Here is a 21517-nt window from a genome sequence, read left to right as displayed (position 1 = left end):
ACGTGCGAACCAATCAGGAGAAGACGATGACACAACCAACCTACGACTTCAGCGGCAGGGTCGCATTCGTCACCGGCGCGGGCTCGGGCATGGGTGCGGAGACCGCACGGTGGTTCGCGCGCGCAGGCGCCGGTGTCGTCCTGGCCGACATCCACGAGGCCCTAGCGCAGTCGGTCGCCAAGGAGCTGGCGGACGCAGGACTCGCCGCGACGGCAGTACATTGTGACGTCGCAGACGAGGACCAGGTCGCGCACGCCGTTCAGATTGCCGCGAGCGAGTTCGGTCGACTTGATTACGCGTTCAATGCTGCAGGCATCCATGTGCCTGCCACCGACATCGCGGACGAAGATGCCAAGTATTTCGACCACATCAACGCCGTCAACCTGCGCGGCGTCTGGGCGTCCATGAAACACGAACTCTCGATCATGCGCCGCCAGGACTCCGGCGGTGCTGTCGTCAACTGTTCCTCCATCAGCGGCCTGATCGGCAACCCTCAATTGGCGGCGTACGACGCGACCAAGTTCGGCATCATCGGGCTGACGAAGAGCGTGGCCCTGCACTACGCCGATCGCGGTGTTCGCGTGAACGTGATCTGCCCCGGCACCTTCGACACTCCCATGGTGAGGACGCAGGTCGACGCCGGAGACATCAGCATCGACGAGATCCTCGAAACGCTGCCCATGCGCAGGATCGGCACAGTGGACGAGATCGCCTCCGTGGTGCTCTGGCTCTGCAGCGCCGGCGCCAGCTTCATCACCGGGGCCGCCCTCCCTGTCGACGGCGGATTCACCGCACAGTAGCTGCGGCACACCTCATCTACGGGACTGAAAGCTGCCCTAGGCAACTATCTCTCGATGGAGATCGCCGGTCCGGCAACCGGGCCAGTGGCTCTGTGTGTGCAGCGCCTCCACCGCGAGTCCAATCCGACAAAATCCTGACGGGCTTGGGTGTTGACCCGACTGCCACATCTCCCTAGGCTCATCGGAAGTCATATATTATGCATGCTTGGGAGGCCTCGTGAGCACGTCCCGCAAATCCCTTCGTCGGCAGTCGTTACGCTACCGATTCGCCGTAGCAGTTGTTGCTCTCGTCGGACTTGCAGCCCTCGGCGCATGTGGTGGCCCGGATGCAGCGCCGGCCGCGGAATCGGGACCGCCGACCCAGGTGTCGCAAACCGAGTGGGGCAAGCTGGTCGAGGCTGCCGCCAAGGAAGGCGAGCTGGTCGTCTACACGTCGCTCGGTGGAACGGAACCAACGTTCGAGCAGTTCGAGAAGGCCTACCCGCAGATCAACGTCACGGTGGAGCAGACCCCCACCGCCGATCTGATCTCCCGGCTCGATCAGGAGATCGAGGTCAACGCGCCCGGCGCCGACGTCGCCTTCCACGCGCAAACGTCGTGGTACCGGGATCGCGCGGAGAACGGAAGCCTGGCGGCCGTCAAGCTCAGCGCCGAAGCCGTACAGGCCGGCTGGACGGAGCGACTCGGAGATCGCGAGTACAAGACGGTCTACGCCTTCCCGTACTTCATCGGTTACAACAGCTCGACAGCGAAGAAGGTGTCGTCGGTCAAGGAGCTGGTTGACCAAGCGGGTGCCGCCAAGGTCGGGATCCTCGACGCAGCGGCGGCCACGGCGGTCTCGTTCCAGTACGACCTGTGGCTGAAGGCGTACGGCGCTGACTTCATGGAGCGCCTCTCGAAGCTCGACGTGAAGATGGACTCGTCGGCGACCACGCTCGCCCAGAGTCTCGCCGCCGGTGAACTGGACTACGTCGCCAACATGGTCCCTGGGCTGCTGGAGCCGCTGAAGGCCGACGGCGCATCGGTCGACTGGGTCGTTCCGTCGGAGAACCTCTCCGGTCCGCACTACAACGTTGCCGCGCTGAGCAGCGCCCGGCACCCGAACGCGGCCCAACTGTTCGTCGACTGGCTGGGCAACCGGCAGGCGCAGGAACTGATGATCAAGAAGCACTCCCCCGGATCGGTGCCAGTCCAGGTCAAGGGCTCCATTCCATGGGGTGACGTTGCCACCTACAAGGAGGAGGACTGGCCGAAGTCCCGATGGGACAAGTGGCTGGCCGACGAGTGGACCGGCAACTTCGGCTAGGTACAGCGCCATCGATCAGGACGATATTCCTTCGTGAATGCGGCGCCGGCCCGCTTCGGTCAGCGCCGCGGGGAGGTTGATCATGACAACCACCACGCTCGACACCACACATAACACGAGGCCCGAGGAGCCTGGTGCCAGCGCAGCAGCGCTGGCCTTCTTGAAGCGGCAAGCAGGCCCCGGGGTGACCTACGCTCTCGTGGCGACCCTCGCGGTCCTCGTGCTCGCGCCGCTGATCATCTACTACGCCCGTGCCCTTGAGAATGGGGCCGCTCCACTCCTCGGTTTGCCCGAGGTTCCCGGCCTGGGGTCCATCTTCATCACGACGCTGCTGCTCGCCCTGGGATCGACTGCCGTCGCCACCGCCCTCGCGGTCCTGCTCGGAATGCTGGTCATGCGAACTCCGATGCGCGTCCGCGGGATCGCAGCGTTCCTTCCGCAGTTGCCGCTCGTGGTGCCACCCGTCGCGATGATCGTAGGGTGGACGTTCATCTTCGCACCCCGCGTCGGATACGGAAACGTGGCGCTGCGGCAACTGCCGTTCTTCGATCACCTGTCCAACGGTCCGATCAACGTCTACTCCGTGCCGGCGATCACGGTGATCACCGGCCTCGAACTGGCCGGCATCGTCTTCGCGCTCGTTTACGCCCGGTTGAACGAGATCGGCGGAAGCCTGACGGCGGCCGCTCGCCTGTCGGGTGCCTCCATGGTGCGCAGCGTCCTGACCGTGACTCTGCCACTTCTGCGGCCGGCGCTCGTGGCCGGAGTCGTCGTCGCTTTTCTGCTCGGGCTGGGTCAGTTCACCGCTCCGCTCCTGCTGGGTACGACGGCCGGTGTGGACGTGTTGACTACCGAGATCTTCCGGATGCGCGAGGAGTACCCCATCAACTACGGGTCGACCGCGGCGCTGGGACTACCGCTGCTCCTGGTCGGAGTGCTGTCGATCGTCCTGCAGCGACGGGTGATCGGTGACCAACGCAAGTACGCCACGCAGTCGAGCGACCGCACCGCGGGCGAGCGGACGTCGCGATGGGCCTTCCTCGCTGTGGTGACGTACTCGTGCGTGACCACCGTGGTGCCGCTCCTGGCCATCATGCTCGTCGCCGTTTCCCCGTACTGGAGCGGGGACCTGAGTTCGATCGCGTTCACCGGCCAGCACTTTGGCTCCACCCTCAACAATCCGCAGGTGACGGAGTCGGTTGTCAACAGCATGGTGACGTCGCTTCTGGCGGCCGTCGTCGTGTTGCCGCTGGGGTTCTTCGGCGCGGTGCCGATGAGCGGCGCCATCCGCGTGCCGCGCGGAGTGCGTGCCGTACTGGACGCGGTCTTCCTCGCACCGCTGGCCGTCCCGCGCGCACTGCTCGGCATGGCCGTCCTCTACGTCTTCCTGCGACCGCCCTTCTCGCTGTACGGAACGACGGCTCTCTTCGTCATCGGCTACGCGTTCATCGTGCTGCCGTTCGCACTGCGATCGCAGTACTCGAGCCTGATCGGGGTGCACTCGTCGTTGTTCGAGGCGTCACGGATCTGCGGTGCGGGACCGTTGACGACCGTGTTGCGTGTCGCACTGCCGCTGGCGCGACGCGGCATGACAGCGGCGATGGCCATCATGCTCATCCTGTTGTCCCACGACTTCGCGGTATCGGTGATGGTTCGATCACCGGGGAATCACGTGATGGGGACGGTCATCTACGAGTTCTGGGAGAACGGCGGCTACCCGGAGGTGGCTGTGATGTCACTCGTGATGTCCGCGGTGACAGGGATTCTGCTCGCATTGACCATCTGGGCCGGCGGCCGATCGGCCCTGGCAAAGATCTGAGTTGGAGACAGCGATGACTGAGACCATGACCTTGGGACTGCCTGGTGAGCGCGAGGTCGACGGCGACCGCACGATCAGTGCGTCGATGACCGGCCTGGGCAAGACCTTTGTGTCCAAAGGGCGCAGCGTCGACGCGCTGAGTGATGTCGACCTCGAGATCGAGCAGGGCGAGTACGTAGTGGTGCTCGGCCCCAGCGGCTGCGGCAAATCCACCCTGCTCCGGTGCGTTGCAGGGCTCGAGGCTCCGACGACCGGGCGGATCCAACTGGCAGGGAAGACCGTCTTCTCCGTTCAACCGCAGATCGACATCAGGCCGAACGACCGGAAGGTTGGGATGGTCTTCCAGAACTATGCCCTCTGGCCGCACCTGAATGTGGAACGGAACGTCGCGTACCCGCTCAGGATGCGCAAGGTCGCGAAGGAGGACAGGCGGACCAAGGTGACGGCGGTTCTCGAAGCGGTGGAGTGCCTCCACCTGGCGAAGCGCCTTCCCGCTGAGCTCAGCGGCGGTCAGCAGCAACGCGTCGCGTTGGCACGCGCACTCGTCTACGAGCCCAGCCTGCTGCTCTTGGACGAGCCCCTCAGCAACCTGGACGCGCTGCTCCGGATCTCGCTGCGCTCGGAGCTCCTGCGGCTGCACCGCGAACTCGGGTTCACCGCGGTCCACATCACGCACGACCAGGAAGAGGCGCTCGAGATGGGCGATCGCGTCGTGCTGATGCGGGAAGGACGCATCGAGCAGGTCGGCACTCCCGAAGAGGTGTACTCCCGTCCGGTCTCGCCGTACGCGGCCGACTTCCTCGGGGTCCGAAACCGGCTCGACGTGACTGTTCGCGGAGGAGAGTTCGTGAGCGCCCTTGGGCTGAGGATGGGGGGACAACAGATCGCGTCCCACCATCCGGAAGGCACCACCTTGCGTCTGTTCGTGCGCAGCAACAGCGTCCGCGTGGGGACGCTCCAAGATCCCAGCGGATCCCACATCTCGGTAGCGGGCACTCTGGTACAGACGACGTTGAGTGAAGGGGGACGTCGCAAATACGTCCTCGACGTCGACGGAGCCACGTGGTTCGCCTTCCGGGAAGGGCCAGTCAGTTTCCAACCTGGTGAGCGAGTCGAGCTGTCAGTCGAGGTGAGGGACGCGTTGATCTACCTGGACGGCAAGCTCTGGACAATGCCCTCGACCTGATCCTGAGCCGGCACGAGCCCATCGTCCACGGTGCGACTAGACAGCGCGGTCGGGGAAGATGGCCGCCTGTTCCTTGGCGATGTCGGTCTCGACCAAGTTCTCGATCACGTGGTCGCGGGCGGCGTACCGACGGTCCAGGTGAAGTCCGCGATGTGGAGTCCCAGTTCCGTCGGTGCCTCTCGTTGTCTCTAAGGCCGGTACGGGCCGACGCGTCCGGCAGAGCCGTCGAATGCCCCAGAGCAGGACTAGCCCAAGGGCGGTGCAGGTCGCAGCGACCGCGCCGGGGAATGGAGCGGGATTGTCATCCGGAGGCGGAAGGTAGTTGCCATCAGCAAGACCAGCGGCGCGTTCGAAGTGGTTGCGGGATCCTGGGAAGAACGCGCTGTCCGTGTAGTACGCGAGGGGGAACGCCAGCGGGCCGCCGACAAGCGTCAGGACCGCCCATTGGTCGGTGTGCCGGGACTCGTGCCGGGCCAGACGCAGCTCCTCGGCCCGGGGCCCGGGGATGTTGGGACCGTAGCGGACGTACGGCGCGGCCGGCCTGCGTCGGTCATCCGCGGATCCGAAGCCGCTTGCTCCCGGGAGAATGGCCGAACTGTCGTAGCCTGCTGGCATCCATGCGACGAATGTAGACCCGATGGTGCTGCCGCCGCTGCTCGGGCGCGTCGGATCCCAGAAGGTCGCCGTCAGCGGCGGACCGGCGCATTCACTCATGCCTGCGGCTCTGGACGCGAGCAGCCCGAGTCCAGTCGTCGGCGCGTTGACCACGTCGCGGGCGACACGCCAGATCCGTGGCGGGGAGACGCCTTGGAGCACTGGCTCGGTCTGCACACGGCCGCATTCGACGTGTCCGACGCATACGCCGACATCGTGGGCGGCGCCGGCGGAAAATCGGAGAACCTTCAACTGACCCACACACGCCCAGACCGTCCCGTGCCAGTGGACGGCGGCGTAGGCCTGCGGATACGGCTGCCCACCGACCCAGCCGAATTGGTAGCCGACATCCGCACCATCGCCCAGGTCCTCGACCGGGAACGCATCGCAGACCTGGAGTTCGCCGACCGCATGCGCCCGCTGCAAGACACCGACACTGTCGCCCGCCTGGACGATGACCTCGAGGTGATGCTGAGCAGTAACGCCAACGAGGTCGGGCACCGGCTGAGCAGCGTCGTACCCATTGAACTTGCCGACGCGATCGACGACGTCCGAGCCTTCAAGGTCAGACTGAACGGTGTGAGCGGTAGGGAAACCGAGGTCACCGCGGACAACCTCCTCAACCGGGCGCACATTCTCCGGGCCGGAACCAGACTGCAAGCCTTCCGGGAAGGGCGGATCTCGGCGTACGCCGATGACGGCGGCAGCCACCTGCTTGGCGGCACCAAGGCCATTGAGTGGCTCGAGGCGGTCACAACCATCGACGACCGGCACTTCGCGCTGGTGGACGGCCACTGGTACGAGATCGACACCGACTACCAGGAGCGGCTGCGTCGAACGGTGAGTGAACTGCTCGAGGTCCGGTCCGACCTGGTTCTGCCCGACTGGCGGGCAGGCCAGTCCGAACGCACCTACAACGAAGACGCTGCACTTGATCCCGACCTTCGCCTGGTCTGTCTGGACCGCAAGGGAGTCCAGGACGAGTTCCACACCAAGTGGGGCTTCGAGGCGTGCGACCTGCTCGGCCCGGACAACGAGTTGATCCATGTCAAGAAGGCCTCGGGGTCCTCGCCGTTGAGTCACCTCTTCATGCAGGCCTGCGTGGCGATCCAGGGCCTCGAAGGTTCCGCGCAAGCACGCACCCGCTTCCGGGAACTCGTCCGGCAGCACGGACGCGGCCATGAGCTCCCGCCCGATTTCAAGCCGGCCAAGATCGTCTTCGGGATCCTGCTCAAGGCCGGTGAGGAAATCACCCCGCGCACTCTGTTTCCGTTCTCGCAGGTTGCGCTGATCCAGGCCGCTCGACTCCTGCAGTCGGCGCGCATCGAGGTAGAGGTTCGCTCCATCCACCTGGCAAAGACCTGACGCCTGCATACCGGAAGGCGCATCACTGGTCGACTCTGCGGTCAAGGACTTGGGCAGTCCCACCAGCGTGGGGTGCGGAGCAGAACTTCGTAGCCGACGCGTTCCTGCGGGATTCTGTGGCGTTCCGACAGGACTGTTGTTGCGCGTTGGCGGAGGTGCGCGGGCAGTACGTCGACCAGCGTTGGATGGAATGTCGTCGGTCCTTTGGTTGTCGGGATCGGACGTTTCGTGAGCATGAGGCTCCACAGCGAGGTGTGCACATGGGCGGCGAGGTCGACCGCCCTCGCCGCGGCGAGGACGTCGCGGGTGATCTCGAGTCCCCGGACATCGAGGTCGCCCCAGTAATGGACTTCGGTAATCGGAGTCGGATGGTCGAGAGCCGCCGGGACAGTCTGCGGAGCCCAGGAGCCCTGCCCGAACGCAACAGCGCAGTACGAGTGGCCGGACTCGGCGGCGAGGAGGCGCGCGCAGGTCCGGAACGCGGCAGTGTTCTCGACCATCAGCAGGCTGGTGCCGTCGCCAACCACCCGATAAGCGAACGGGATCGGCACGTTCTCGAACCGCAGCAGCGTCGGCGACAAGCGACCCGGGCGCCAGAGCGTCGCAGGTCCTCCGATCCGGCGGCCGATTGCCTTCTCATCGTCGAACAGCTCGGCAGATCGCTCTTCGGCCGGAATGATCGGACGCTCCGCGCCACCATCTCGCAGCCAGCGGTTCACCCGGTCGAGTACGTCGTACCGCACGTCGTTGAGGTCCACGCCCGACGCCCAAGCAAGCGCATCCACCCAAGGAACCAGGCGGCGGCCGACCCGCGCCGGCCGGCCGTCGATCAGGGTCACGAAGCGGGGCAACGGAACCGGAGCGAGGTTGTCCGTCGAAACTGACGGCTGGATCAAGCCTGCCCCGTCGGCGGCCCCGATGAGGTCGGCGAGCTGTTTCCTGGCATCGACGGCCCGGGATGCGTCGACGAACAGTCGGGTGAAAATGCGCCAGATCTCTTCGTTGTCGACCCGGGTACGCCGCCCCGCGCCTTCGCGGAGCTCGGCCACGAAGCGCTCCACGTCAGTCATGCGCCGGTTCCTCGTGCTGAACCAGCCGGATGGAATCCAGGTACATGAGATCGGCAGCTTTCTCGTCGACGACGAGATGAACGTGACCTGAGCGTGGGTTCTCGCGGCCGTCCAGTCGCACGATGTTCTTGAAGGAGGCGAGCGCACCGACGTCGTGCAGCCCGGTTGTGTAGATCAGCTGCAGTCCGAACGCATCCGCCACCCGCTGTTGCACCTCCATCAACGTGGCTTGATTGGCCTTGCCGATCGGGTTGTCCAGCAGCAGCGGCAGCGCGGCGTTCGTCTGCAGGCCGGAGGAACGGGCCTCGGTACGCATCCTGGTCAGCGCGGCGAACATGACCAACGCGACGGTCACCTTCTGGCCGCCGGAGAACACCGCCATCTCACCGATGTCCACCCGTTCGTTCGTCAGCCGTTTGTGAGGTTTCAGGATCGTCGCGTGGAACGGACCGCCGATCGAGGCCGACACCGCGGCGTACAACAGGTCCATGCCCGAGGGCACCGTCTTGTCCGGATCGGCGCACACCCGGTCCACAACCGTCGCCACCTTGCCCGACAGTTCGTCCGTCGTCTCCGGCAGCTTGGGATGGGTGAGATGCAGGAACGAACGATCTGACCACTCCTCGAGCCCGGCCGGCATCCGGGTCCGTCGCTGCATCCGCTCGAGCAGCTTCACGGTCTCCTTCACCTTGCCAACCAAATGCTCGATCACGATCCTCCGGTGCCGCTCGACATCGGCGAGCTGGTTCTCGATGGTCAACGCGAACGTGTGCAGCTGAGCAGTCAACTGACGTGCATAGGAGCCGCGTTGATCCGCCGTGCCCTCCGTCAAGCGTGGCAGCAGCGTCGGCAGCTCGTCCGTGAGCAGCTTTCTGAACTGATTGGCGAGATGGCGTACGTCGTCCAGCGCGCCGTCACGTTCCTGGATCGCGAGCCTGATGTATTCGGCGGCATCGTCGAGCTTGGTCTGACGGCCGCGCCGGGCCTTCTCGGCAAGCTCCGGGCCACCCGACCACGCCGGCACCTCCCGCGGCAGGTCGATGATGTCGGCGGGGCGATCCATCACCACCGCACAGCGGCGCAGCACCACCGCGAGGTCGGCCGCCTCCCGCTCGAAGGCCTTCCGATCGACTTCGGCCTCCGCTGCCACTCGGGCGTGATGCGCCTGGGATTCTGTCGCTTCCGAGTGTTCCTCGAACGCGGCAGCGGCCTGCGCCGTCAGCTGTTCGAGCAGCTCTCGCGCTCGGTCGGCGGTAGCCGGTTCCTCGTCGAGCGGCGCCCGTCGACTCGGTGGGATCGCCTCCTTCTCCCGCAGGTCGTCTCGGGCAAGGGACAACGCCCGCTCGGCGAGTGCCTCCTGTTTTCCGAGCTCCATCAGGCGCTCCTTGGCAACTCTGAGCGCCGTCTCGCGTGACTCCAACGTGGCACCCTCCGGACCCGATAGCAGGGCCTGAGCGAGGGTGACGACCTCGCCGTTCGCCTGCCGGATCAGCGCCCCCAGCTCCGCGAGTTGCGTCTGCAGGTCCTTGCGCTCGCGCAGCAGTTCGCTGGGCGGACTGGCCAACTGCAGCTCGGCTCGCGCAGCCTCGAGCGCATGCTCCAAGCTATCGACGGGGTCGTCGGGCGGTACAGCCTCCACGGACTCCAGCCGCCAGTGGGTGAACGTGCTGTCGACTCCACGGATGCGAACCCGCACGTCCGTGATCATCCCGTTCGCCGCTATCTCCCGGGCGCGAGCCGATCGGCGGTCCGCATCAGCCTGCTGAGAACGACGCTTTGCCGTCGCGAGCTGATCCCTCGCCTCCCGCAGCTCGTCCAACACCCCTGGCCTAGCTGCCTGACTAGCGCTCAGCCGACGAAGGGCACCTTGCGCTCGCTCGACCTCACCCAGTCGATCACGAGCCGGCTGCACCGCCTCCGTCGCGGCCTGCGCCGTTGACCGGGCTTGCCAGTAGTCCTCCGCTGCCGTCCTGAGGCGCTCGCGAACCTCCTCCACAATCACTTGGCTGTCAGCCACCGCTGTGCGCCAGCGAGCGACAGCGTCGGCCGGATGCCGTTCAAGAAGACCGGTCAATGCTGCCCGCGCCGACCTGGCCTCGTCCTCTCGGGCCCTCGTGGCTTGCTTGTCCTCGTCGAAGGCGTCCAGCCTGGTCTCGCGAAGCGTCGCTTCGGCCGCAGCCGCGTTGTCGTCGTACAACGCAGCCGGACCCTGGAGAACCGTGAACGGCTCCGTCCGGTCCCCGCCAAGGGCAGCCGCGGTCGTCAGAACGACCGGGCCGGTCAGCACCACGCTGCCGGCGATCTCGGCCGCGGCTTCCAGGTCAGCTGGATTGTCCAGAACCACTCCGCTGACAACCTCGGGACAGCGCGAGATGAACGCCGCCTGCTGATCGACCGGCACCCGCCTGCGGAGGACGTCCCAACCAGAGAAGACCGGGCCGACGTCCTCCGCCGCGGCGAGGACTTCCAGGACTGCCTCAACATCCGGGCTGGGTGGCAGCAACCCCGTGCGGTGCAACCAATCCACGGCCCGGGTATCCGTCGCGGCCGCGAGCTCGACCGCGACTCGATCGGCCGCCGCCCGGTCCGCGTCACGTCTGAGCCGATCGGCCGCCGCTTCACCGTCTTGCCAGACATCGGGGTGTGCGGCCTCGAACACCGCGGCCAGGCCCGGCGTCTCCAGCAGTTGATTCAGTGCGACGTCCACCGCCTCCGACCGCGCGGCGGCCTTCTCGTACTCTGCCTGAGCCGCACTCAACGCCCCTCGCGCAGATTCACGCTCGTCCTCAGCCTTGCCGACCGCCAGGAGAGCACCGTCCGCCGCCGACGCGAGGCGCTCGACCTCGTCGCCCCAGCGGGAGCACTCGGCCGCAGCCGACGCCAGAGCGTCATCGAGCGGCTGCCCAGACCTGATCAAGCCGTCTTCGATCGCCCGGGTCAGCTCCTCGTCGAGTCCGCGCAACCGTTCCTCAGCGGACACCAATGCGCCGGTCGCCTGGAGGTGCTGGCTCCGGGCCTTCTCCTCCTCGTCCTCGGCGACCGCACCGGCCTGGCGGGCATCCGCGAGTTCCTCCTCCGCGCCGTCAAGCGTCTCCTGCTCGACGGCGCGCAACCTCGTGAGCTTGCTGGCAAGTCGCGACTCGGCCTGCGCGACTGCCATGCGTAAAGGCGCAGCCCGGTCGTCCAATTTCTCGAGCAGCGCATCGATCTGCGACAGCCGGGACTTGGCTTCACCCTGGGACCGCAAGCGGTCGGTGACCTCCCAGGCGTCAACCCGCGCCTGTGCCTCCTCCAGCTGCTCAGTGAGCTCTTCGTGGATCCCGGCAGCCTCCTGGTGTTGCAGTCGTGCCGCGACAAGCTGGGCCTGCCGCCCCTGCTGCTGGCGTTGATTACGGATGGACTGCGCCTTCTTCGCCTTCTCCTCGAAGTGGCCTGCCCGTCCCTGGTGGAGCCGAACGGACTCCTCCGCAAGCACCACCGCGGCCCGGAACTGATCGACTAGACGCAGACCCGCATCCCAGTTCCCGGTCGCCTCGGACCGCTCCTCCTCGAGCTGGGTCTGCTGCGAAGCGGCGTGCTCGAGCTTGCCCTCGACCGTTCGGCAGAACTGCTGCTGGGCGAGAAGGCTCGGGCGCTGTGTCAACGTGTCCCGCACGCCCTCGACCACAGCCGAGACACCGTCGGGGACCTCCGGTGGAATGATGTACGGCATCGCCCACTGCACAAGCTGGTCGCCGTTCTGGAAGTGGAACCGCTCCGAGATGGAGCCTTCATCCGCCGACATCTTCAGTTCGTCCGCGAACACCTCTGGGTCGAGCCCATGTTGACGAAGCCAGTCCGCCCAGCGCCCCTGGTGGTTGTCCGGCCGGAACGCATCTCCTTCGATCATCGACGAGATCCCGGCCGAGAAGTCGGACAGCGGGCGGCGCTGATTGTCATCGGTGTGCATCAGCCGTACGACGCTCTCGAACGTCAGCCGACCACCGCTCGGAGGTACGACGGCTGCCCAGAGCTGCCTCAGCAACTGGGTGGACTCGCGAGACCGCTCCTGGCGGCGCTGTTTCCACTGCAGTACCTGACCCAGCAAAAGCCGCGTGCCCGAGCCCGATAGCGTCCGGACACCGGCGATCTGAGCGAACTCGAGTACGACCTGCGACGTGTCTGTCGCCAGCACATAGTCGCCCAGATACTTGTCGGGCCTTCCGAGGAAGTCGTCGAGTGCCGGTCGCAGTGTGCAGAACACGAGCGACAGCCAGGACGTCTTGCCGCCCATGTTCTCCAGCCACAGCACCGACGAGGTCGGCTCCCCCTCGACGTCGGTGAGATTCACGGTGAGTGGATCGAAGCGGGCATCCGGATGCCCGACCGATTCCAGGTGAACGCGCCGAAGATGCCACATCAGTCGTCCTCCTCCGTAGCGGCCGATCGCACGGCGTCGAAGACCGCCTTCGCGGCCACCTCGCGGACGTGCAGACGGAATCGTTCGGTACTGCGGAACACGTCCGGCTTGGTGGCATCACGCACCATGAATTGCTGCTCGGCCAGCCAGCGCAACACCCGGCCGATCCGATACACGGTGCAGTCCTGACGCAAGGCCGACGATCCCTTATTCCGGGAGATCGACTTCTCCGCCACGTAGACGGCAAGCGCGTCGGCAGTGGCGATCTCGTCCCCGGCCGCCGTCGAGTCTGACTGCGCCGCTGTCGCGGCCTTCCGGATCCATTCGTCGACCTCGACGGCCGTCACCTGACGGGTTCCCGACTCACCGAACGAGCTCGCTGTGGGATAGCAGTACGTCGCGATGCCGACGAACGCGACGCCGTACGTGATCCGCTCCGCTGCCGACGTCCACTTGAACTCCCGGGCAAGGTCGTCCGACCGGAGAGAGAACGGCGAGTCGGCCGCGGCGTCAAGGATCAGGCCGACCTGCGGATCGGCGCCGAGCACACGCAGACCGAGCGGCTCGGCGGCGAACCGCACCGCACTCGCGTAGCCGGGGTCGGTCCGGAAGCGCTCCAGCAACGCCCGATGCGCGAGATCCGAACCGGGGCGGCTGGAACGGTCGACGGAGAACCTGAGAAGCCGGTTCGCGTCCGCAAAATCATCTGGCCGCATCAGCACCTCCTGGCGAACGGGACAGCAGCAGATCCGGAACCGTGAACCGGTCGAGGCTCAGGTCCATGCCACTCTCGATCGCGGCGATGCCGACCAGCATGGGATCGCGGGTCTCCGACGAGCCCCGCTCGCCCCAGCACCGCATCGAACACAGCGCCACGAGCAGCGCCACGTCGTCGTCCGCACCGGACACCAGGACCGACAGCGCAAGCGGCTCCGGCCCGAGCTGGGCCATCAACGATCGGGCCTTGGCCCAGGTGTCGTCGTCGAACCTCTCGAACGGATTCCCGATCTCCTCAAGATCGCCGAGATCCACGTCAACGAAGGCCTCCTCCCGCTCGCGGGGCCGGGCGAGCAGGACGTCGGCCAGCACCGCCAGTGACAGCACAATGGGTGCGGTCACGCCGACGGACCGTGTGACCAGTGCCGGTGCCAGCTCCGCGACTTGAACGGGTGGCATCGAGAGCAGCGGCTTGAACACATCGTCGTGCAAGTGAACCTTGCCGACGGCAAGCGAGATCGCGAATCCCTGGGCGACCTGAGCGGCCCGGAAGCGCGACCGCGCTGCCAGGATGTGCCGTTGCAGAGCGAGCAGATGTTGCAGCGTGTCGCCGACGAGCCGGACGACCGAGGCCGCCTGGGTCCGGGACGCCGGATCGACGTCCTCGGCCAACTGGGTCGCATGATCCGACAATTGATGGAGTGCCCGGACCCGCCCCTCGATGTGGGCCAGTGCGTCCTCGATCACGGCCTCGACATCGGCCTCCCAGTCGATGTCACGCAGATCGCGCTCAACCGATCGGAGGTATCGGTCGAGGCGATTGCGGTACTCCACGGCCATCCGCTGAGCCATCGCAGCAGACTGTTCCGCCTGTGACCACCGGCCGGACTCGATCTGCGCACGCAGCACCGCCTCCGCGGCGATCTGCCGGTCCTCGAGATCCAGGTCGAGACCGGCCAGGGTCAGATTGAGAGCGGCTTCGTCCGCATGCAGCCGGACCTCGCCGTCGGATGTCAATGTCTCGTAGAGGGCCACGACGCGCAAGTCCGCTCGGGTGTAGTCGGCCGGATTGATCCAGGGAACGTCGAACCCGCGAGCGGCATACCCCACGTTCAGCAGGCGATCGATGAGCCAGGTCGCGACCTCGGCATGCTCCGCCGACGTCCGCCCGGGCGCGGATCGCGCCGCCTGCGCACCGATCGCGGCCTCCACGGACGTCCGTGGAACACCGCCTTCGGGATGCAGACCGTACTCCGCCGCGATGGCGTCGAAGGCGGAGACCTGGAGCAGCCGCATGTCGTAGGCGTCCCAGGAGCGATTCGCTCCACCCGCACGGGCCGCCCGGTTCTTGTCATGCTCGATGTCCAGCAACGGCTGGAGGTGCGCGAGCACCCTCAGCCGACGCGCGAACGACCGCCCGGCGGCCTCTGAATCGGACATGTTGCTCAACGTAACCGTCGTCTCCGACATTTTCGACGGCCTACGGCGTGCCTAGAAGCCGTACAGGTGGCGCCGGGTGTACGAACGCCTCGCGCCCGCCTTCGAGCAGTCCTCGACCATCTCTCGAACCTTGGGTGATCGATCTAGCCGAGACCATCCTCGACGGCGCAGCCGCTGACGTGCCACTCAGAGTCATCCGTGCAACTGTCCGTGATCTTGGGTGACGAAATGCCCGTCACCCCGTTGACGAAAGATGCAGGCGTCAGGAGAGAAATTTGCGGCAGGTCTGAGGAGGAGACGTTGACGTGATCTCGCCGACCTGCAGCGCCTTGCCACTGACCGACCCGGAGATGTGGTTGACCACGCGGACCTCGGCCGATCTTTGAAGCGGTGACTCGAGGCAGCGTGTATCAAATCGCACCCTCTAACACCATCGCGGGGTATGATTTGATGCATGACGCCCTTGGAGCCGCCTCGCGCACGCCAACGGCTGGCGATACTGCCGCCCACTTTCACCACGGCGCAGGCGCGCCGGGCCGGCGTGCCGTCACGGGATCTGACAACGCTGGTCAGCGAAGGGGCCGCGATGGAGCTCTCGCGCGGTGTCTACCGGCGGTCCGACGCCTCCGAGACTGCACACCTCGATCTGCTGGCTGTACACGCACGAGCTTCCCACGCAGTCGTGTGCGGCGAGTCCGCACTCGCGCTGCACGATCTGATCGACGACATACCAACTGCCGTACACATCGCCGTACCGCGTGGCACCCGCCGTCCGGCGATCTCCTACCCGCCCATCGTCGTCGCGCAGTACGCGGCCAGAACCTTTGACCTCAACATCGAGCAGTTCGAGGCGGCGCCAGGGGAGTTCGTGCCGGTCTACGACGCAGCCCGGAGCGTGGTCGATGCCATGCGCCACCGCAACCGCATCGGCCACACGCTGGCCCTCGCGGCACTCGGCCGCTACCTGCGAACCAGTGGGCCCGACGGGGTCGGGAATCTCCAACACATCGCGCGCGAACTGCACGCCCTGTCCGTCATCCGGCCGGCCGTCGAAGCGGTGCTCGCCTGATGGTCAACCCTGCCCGCGACACCGTTGCCGGTCGCGTCTACAACGACTTGCGGAACTCAGCACGCCGGCAAAGGCGCGCCACCGACGAAGTCATGGTCGAGTATGTCCTCGAACGATTTCTCTACCGGCTGGCCACATCTCCAGCCGGGCGCGAACACTTCGTCCTCAAGGGCGGTCTGCTCCTGGCCCAGTTCGGCGCCCGCCGTACGACGCGGGACATCGACATCCTTGGGCAAGCCTTCGCCGGCGAGGACACCGAGATCATCCGACGGGTAACGACGATCGCGGATACCGAGGTCGACGACGGCGTCGCGTTCGACGGCGCAAGCCTGAGAACCGCGCCGATTCGAGACGACGGCCGCTACCACGGGCTCCGGTTCGTGATGCCCGCCTCGATTGCCCGTGCGCAACTGAAGCTCCAACTCGATGTCAGTGTCGGTGATCCCATCACCCCTGGGCCTCAATTCATCCAGTACCAACAACTCCTGGAGGCCGGGACCTTCAGCATCCTCGGCTATCCACTCGCCACCGTCATCGCCGAGAAACTGTCCACCGCCATCGAACTCGGCGACCTCAACACCCGCGATCGTGACTACGGCGACCTCTACCGCCTGCTACGCGTCAACGTCCTCCGCGGCGACGAATTATCTACAGCCCTCGAAGCCACAGCAGCGCACCGACGGATCACCTTGCGACCACTCAGCTCGAGCATCTCCGACCTCCCCCAGCAGCGACAGCCCTCCTACACCGCATGGCTACAACGTCAAGGCCCAGCCGCTATCGGGTACCCAACCAGCTTCGCGGACACGGTCGCGGTGGTCACAGCCTTCGCGGACCCACTCATCAGCGGCCAGGCCCGAGACAAGGCCTGGGATCCAGCCAACGCTCGGTGGACCTGACCAACCCGCCAGCCCCCGCTGGCCATGTCGCATATTCCGACAAGAGTGTTACGTCGCATCGTCCTGATCGCTGGCTGGTGGTCCCAACCCAAGTCTGCCGACCGGCGAGACCAACTGGGCACTACGCCGCGCTGCGATCTTCATGATGGCCGCAGTTCTTGGTGCAGTCATGGCGATCTCATCGCCAATCGCGACCGGTGGCCCACTCCACCCCGCTGCAGTACAGGCCAGCGGGTCGGCGGCGCGACACCGGCCTGATCGATTGCGTCCTGCGCAGTCCCCGTCGGCCGGCGGATCGCCGCGCTGTTCCACTAGAGGCGGAACGTGCAGCGGTCGTCCCGGCAGGCCATGCTGTCCGTGATGACGTCGACCAGTGGTTGCAGGTCCGGGCTCAGTGTGCATTTTGCTGGACGATCAGGCCTGAACCAAACACTGGATCTTCGCGCAGTTCGTCGGAGGCAGTTGGCAACAGTGGGTGATCGGTGCATAATTCTGGTCCTCGGCTGGTGTGCGAAATCGCGGGCATCGGCAACGAGGGGGGAAATGCCTTATGCACCTGCGGTCTTTTGCCGTCAGGAATTTTCGGCGGCTTCGGCATGTCCACATCGACCTGGCCAACAAAACGACGGTCTTCGTCGGCGCGAACAACAGCGGCAAGACGTCGGCCATGCACATACTCCAGTTGTGCATGGGAACGAGCGGCCGATTCACGATTCACGACTTCAGTGCCGAATGCTGGAGTGAGTTCGACCGGTTCGACCCGGCCGTCGAGGAGACCCGGCTCCCCGTCATCACGCTCGATCTCTGGTTCGACGTCGACGAGGCGAACCTGCATAGGGTGATCGAACTGCTTCCGGACCTCGAGTGGGAGCAGACCGACCCGGTCGGGATCCGGATCGCCTTCGAGCCCAGGGATCCGGTCGCCTTGCACAGCAACTACCTGGCGGTGAAGTCGGCTGCGGACTCGGCGACCAGCCATTGGCCGAAGAGCGTGTACGACTACCTGCGTCGCCGTCTCGACAGCGAGTACCACCTCACGTACTACAAGCTCGATCATCGAGCGGCAGACTCCCCCGACGAGACGCCGGCCGCCGAAGGCCCGCATCGTCTGGACAACGGCAGAGCCATCCTGCGCTCGATCGTCCGCGTCGATACGGTGCAGGCCCAACGACACCTGTCCGACATGGACCGCCGGGGCCGCGACGAAGACCTGTCGACGACGCTCGCCAGGTACTACGACCGCTACCTGGACAAGCCCAGCCCGGACGCGACCGCTCTCCAAGCCCTCGCTCAATCCGAGCAGCAGTTGAACGTCCACTACACAAAGGTCTTCCAACCGATACTCGAGCAGTTGCAGAAACTGGGCTATCCCGGCTTCACCGATCCCGAACTGACGATCCGGTCCGAGTTGGACGGCGACAGCATCCTCAGATCAGGCGCCCAGGTGCACTACGTCGTACCCGGCGAGCCGGTGGACCAGATCGACGGCTCGCCGATCACACTTCCCGACCGGTACAACGGCCTGGGATTCAAGAACCTCATCTACATGGTCGTGGAGATCATCGCCGCCCATCGCGCCAGGATCGAGACAGAGGTTGCCACGCCGCCGGTGCACCTGATCATGATCGAGGAACCCGAGGCGCATCTCCATGTGCAGCTGCAGCAGGTCTTCATCGGTCAGTTGAGTTCGATCCTCGCCGGCACGGAGAGCGATCCCGGCACCACCCAGTTCATCCTGACGACCCACTCGCCGCACATCGTCCACGCGGACTTCACGTCGATCCGGTACTTCGCACGAATCGGTGCTGAAGGCACCTTTCACCACAGCGAAGTGCGTGACCTCTCGGTCTTCTACGACGACATCGCGGAACAGAGCCGGAAATTCCTGCTGCAGTACCTCAAGCTCACCCATTGCGATCTCTTCTTCGCCGACGCAGCGATGCTGGTCGAGGGCAATGTCGAGCGCCTTCTGCTGCCGTTGCTGATCTCGAAGGTCAGTCCGCCTCTGGAGAACTCACACCTGACAATCCTCGAACTCGGCGGCGCCTTCGCGCACAAGTTCAAGAAACTCATCGACTTTCTCGGAATGAACTGTCTGGTCATCACGGATCTCGACAGCGTCGTAGGACCGTCGAGCAACACCAAGGCCTGCACGACGGACAAGCGCGGCGCGGTGACAGCCAACCAGACGTTGCGCCAATGGATTCCCGGCAAAGCCGCCATCGACGAACTCCTCGCGGTCAAGTACGAGGACAAGGCTGCCGCTGGCCCCCTGTCAACCACCCGCGTGGCCTACCAGACGCCGGTCTCCATCACCTGGAACAGCACAACCAAAACCATCGCCGGCCGCACGTTCGAGGAAGCGTTCGCCTTCGAGAATCTCGACTGGAGCCAAGACGCTGCCAACGCCAACTACAAGCTGCGTGTCGACGACGACGCCCGCAGCGGCGATCTCGACAGCCTGATCCAGGCGATCTTCGACAGGATCCGCCACATCGACAAGACCGACTTCGCGCTGACCGTCATCGAACTCGACGGTAACTGGACCTGTCCGGCGTACATCACAGAAGGACTCGAGTGGCTCGCCGACGAGATCTCACACCTGGACACCGCTGTTCCAGCGGAATTGGAGGCAGCGGATGAACCGCCGACTCCTCAATCCTGACACCGCATCCGACCTCGAGGTCCGCCGGATCCTCGACGACCCGAAGATCTCGGGGTTCACCATGATCGCCGGCGCCGGGTCGGGCAAGACCACCTCGCTGGTGAAGGCCCTCGACCACGTGATCGCGACCCGAGGCAAGAAGTTCCTGGCGAACCGGCAGCAAGTTGCCTGCGTGACGTACACGGAGATCGCAAAGCAGGAGATCGAAGGCGACCTTGCCCACAACCCCATCGCCCACGTCGCGACCATCCACAGCTTCCTGTGGACCCTGATCGAGCCCTTCCAGCTCGACATCCGGCTGTGGGTGCAGGAGTACGGCGCCGAGCGGCTCGCGCAGTTAGAGAGCGAGCTCGCTGGTCTGAGCTCACGGGTCGGCCCGAAACGGCGAGCCGAACTGAGCCGAAGTATCGCCCGACTTCGTAACGGTCTGGCCAGAGTCGACACAGTGACGCGGTTCCGATACGGCGTAGCCCGGAGCTACGGCGAGGGCATCGTCGGCCATGACGACATCCTGCGGATGGTCCCGGAGCTCATTGTGCGCAAGCCGCTCTTCACCCGTGTGGTGTCCCGCCGGTTTCCCCTGGTGTTCGTCGACGAGAGCCAGGACACGTTCGAACGGTTCGTCAGGTGTCTGCGCCACGTCGCTATCGAAGAACGGGATCACTTCTGTCTCGGCTTCTTCGGCGATCCCATGCAGAAGATCTACATGCAGGGTGTTGGAGACATCGCACGCGAGGACGACTGGGAGGACGTTCAGAAGCCGGAGAACTTCAGATCGCCACTGCGGATCCTCGATGTCATCAACGGCATCCGGGTCGACGGCGACAACCTGGTACAGGTGTCCGGCCTACCGCGCGAAAAGCAACGCGAAGGCGAGGTGACCTACTTCGTCTTCCCAGCCGACGATCGGCGCATGGAGCGGCTGGAGCGGGCCCGCGTTTGGCTTGCGGCAAACTCGGGGATCGGGGCCTGGCAACCGCTGGACGGTGCCGACTCGACCAAGATCCTCGTCATTACGCACCGCATGGCCGCGCGGCGCCTCGGATTCGAGAACCTGTACGACGCCTTCCACGGCTCCCGGTTGAGCGACGACTTCGACGAAGGTCGCGCGTGGCCGTTAAGACCGTTCGTCGGGACCATCCTCCCTCTTGCCGAAGCCGCTCGCAGCAACCGCGCCGCGCTGCTGCCGATGCTCCGGCGCACCTGCCCGATCCTCCAGCCGGAAGCCCTCGTCGGAACGTCGACCCACGAGACGCTCAAGACGATCTCGAAGGGACTAGACGAAGTCCTGGGCGTGCTGAACACGGGCGGGCCGGACAGCATCAGGCGAGCGCTGAACGTCAGTCGCGAGTACGGACTAATCGAACTCGACGACCGATTGGCCCCCTTCCTGATTGCAGATGAGGCGCCCGGATCGTCCGAGGAGTCCGACAGCCTCGATCGCGCCATCAACGCCATGATGAAATGCGACGTCACCGAGCTCAACGGCTACTGGAGCTACATCGGCCAGCAGTCGCCGTACTCGACGCACCAGGGCGTCAAGGGCGCGGAGTACAAGGACGTCCTCGTCGTACTCGACGATGAGGAGGGCCGGCACTTCCAGTTCTCGTACGACAAGCTCTTCGGCCTGAGACCACTCTCGCCGGCCGAGCGGGCCCGGCAGTCGGCCGGCGAAGACACAACCATCGATCGCACGCGGCGGCTGCTCTACGTCTGCGCGTCGCGCGCGACCGAAGCACTGGCGATCGTCCTGATCGCCGACGACGTCGACGCGGCGATCACCGCGTTGAACGACTTCACAGCGACCCGGCCCGCCGCGATCGTCACCGCCGAGGTGGTCGATGCGTGGTCTGCGGCGGAGACCGACCGGTGAGGGCGGAGTCGGCGCCGACCGGCTCACAGGATCATGCGCAACTCTGCCTGCTCTGTGCCGTGCCGCCGATCCAGGGCATGATGCCATCGTGAGCGACAGCGGATCCTCGGACATACGGAGAGATCCAGTTGCTAATCACCGGCACGTCTCCTGCTGCCTCCTCTTCCATGGCGACGGCGATGCGTCGTTTGGGCTGTATCGACCAGCCTCGTACGACCTGCACTTCCGTGGTGATGACCTTGCTCAGCATCACGT

General features: G+C 65.5%; 14 protein-coding genes. 9 read left to right on the top strand and 5 right to left on the bottom strand.

The window, feature by feature from the left end:
* Window positions 1-26: 26 nt before the first annotated feature.
* The 5 genes from EV643_RS08855 (at window position 27) to EV643_RS08835 (ending at window position 7130) form a co-directional block, all read left to right on the top strand.
* Complete coding sequence (locus tag EV643_RS08855; RefSeq protein WP_133799499.1) at window positions 27-800, top strand: SDR family NAD(P)-dependent oxidoreductase; 774 nt, start codon at window positions 27-29, stop codon at window positions 798-800.
* 364 nt (window positions 801-1164) lie between these two features.
* On the top strand, window positions 1165-2106 hold the full coding sequence (locus EV643_RS08850) for an ABC transporter substrate-binding protein (RefSeq protein WP_166665369.1): 942 nt from the start codon (window positions 1165-1167) through the stop codon (window positions 2104-2106).
* An 82-nt stretch (window positions 2107-2188) separates the two neighbouring features.
* Window positions 2189-3925: an ABC transporter permease gene (locus EV643_RS08845; protein WP_166665368.1), complete on the top strand. Its 1737-nt coding sequence runs from the start codon at window positions 2189-2191 to the stop codon at window positions 3923-3925.
* A gap of 13 nt (window positions 3926-3938) precedes the next feature.
* Complete coding sequence (locus EV643_RS08840) at window positions 3939-5111, top strand: ABC transporter ATP-binding protein (protein ID WP_133799496.1); 1173 nt, start codon at window positions 3939-3941, stop codon at window positions 5109-5111.
* Between the two features lie 354 nt (window positions 5112-5465).
* Window positions 5466-7130 carry a TIGR04141 family sporadically distributed protein gene (locus EV643_RS08835; RefSeq protein ID WP_370452239.1) on the top strand — a complete coding sequence of 555 codons (1665 nt, stop codon included), beginning with the start codon at window positions 5466-5468 and terminating at the stop codon, window positions 7128-7130.
* Between the two features lie 41 nt (window positions 7131-7171).
* Here EV643_RS08835 and EV643_RS08830 read toward each other — a convergent pair whose 3' ends face one another.
* From EV643_RS08830 to EV643_RS08815, 4 genes are read right to left on the bottom strand one after another with little or no spacing between them, the layout of a single operon-like run.
* The gene (locus EV643_RS08830; RefSeq protein ID WP_133799494.1) at window positions 7172-8200 is read right to left on the bottom strand and encodes a Wadjet anti-phage system protein JetD domain-containing protein; all 1029 of its coding nucleotides are present in this window, start codon (window positions 8198-8200) and stop codon (window positions 7172-7174) included.
* A complete protein-coding gene (locus tag EV643_RS08825) occupies window positions 8193-12599 on the bottom strand; it encodes a coiled-coil domain-containing protein (RefSeq protein WP_133799493.1) in 4407 nt (1468 codons plus the stop codon). Before EV643_RS08825 ends, EV643_RS08830 begins: the two co-directional genes overlap by 8 nt.
* Window positions 12599-13315, bottom strand: coding sequence for a Sec62 family protein translocation protein (locus EV643_RS08820; protein ID WP_133799492.1), 717 nt, complete (start codon window positions 13313-13315; stop codon window positions 12599-12601). The genes EV643_RS08825 and EV643_RS08820 overlap by 1 nt, the downstream gene beginning before the upstream one ends.
* Window positions 13302-14756: a hypothetical protein gene (locus tag EV643_RS08815; RefSeq protein WP_133799491.1), complete on the bottom strand. Its 1455-nt coding sequence runs from the start codon at window positions 14754-14756 to the stop codon at window positions 13302-13304. The genes EV643_RS08820 and EV643_RS08815 overlap by 14 nt, the downstream gene beginning before the upstream one ends.
* A gap of 454 nt (window positions 14757-15210) precedes the next feature.
* Here EV643_RS08815 and EV643_RS08810 point away from each other — a divergent pair, with 454 nt between their 5' ends.
* The 4 genes from EV643_RS08810 to EV643_RS08795 all read left to right on the top strand — a co-directional run bounded on the left by EV643_RS08810 (window position 15211) and on the right by EV643_RS08795 (window position 21262).
* A complete protein-coding gene (locus tag EV643_RS08810) occupies window positions 15211-15825 on the top strand; it encodes a type IV toxin-antitoxin system AbiEi family antitoxin domain-containing protein (protein ID WP_133799490.1) in 615 nt (204 codons plus the stop codon).
* Complete coding sequence (locus tag EV643_RS08805) at window positions 15825-16724, top strand: nucleotidyl transferase AbiEii/AbiGii toxin family protein (RefSeq protein WP_133799489.1); 900 nt, start codon at window positions 15825-15827, stop codon at window positions 16722-16724. The genes EV643_RS08810 and EV643_RS08805 overlap by 1 nt, the downstream gene beginning before the upstream one ends.
* A gap of 550 nt (window positions 16725-17274) precedes the next feature.
* Complete coding sequence (locus EV643_RS08800) at window positions 17275-19389, top strand: ATP-dependent nuclease (protein WP_133799488.1); 2115 nt, start codon at window positions 17275-17277, stop codon at window positions 19387-19389.
* On the top strand, window positions 19364-21262 hold the full coding sequence (locus tag EV643_RS08795; RefSeq protein WP_133799487.1) for a UvrD-helicase domain-containing protein: 1899 nt from the start codon (window positions 19364-19366) through the stop codon (window positions 21260-21262). Before EV643_RS08800 ends, EV643_RS08795 begins: the two co-directional genes overlap by 26 nt.
* Before the next feature lie 31 nt (window positions 21263-21293).
* On the opposite strand, the gene EV643_RS44075 is transcribed toward EV643_RS08795, so the two are convergent.
* Complete coding sequence (locus EV643_RS44075) at window positions 21294-21515, bottom strand: hypothetical protein (RefSeq protein WP_166665365.1); 222 nt, start codon at window positions 21513-21515, stop codon at window positions 21294-21296.
* Window positions 21516-21517 lie beyond the last annotated feature (2 nt).

The sequence above is a fragment of the Kribbella caucasensis genome, from assembly GCF_004361855.1.
Lineage (GTDB): Bacteria > Actinomycetota > Actinomycetes > Propionibacteriales > Kribbellaceae > Kribbella > Kribbella caucasensis.
The sequence above is the reverse complement of the archived record's forward strand: the minus strand, read 5'-3'. Positions and strand labels throughout refer to the sequence as shown.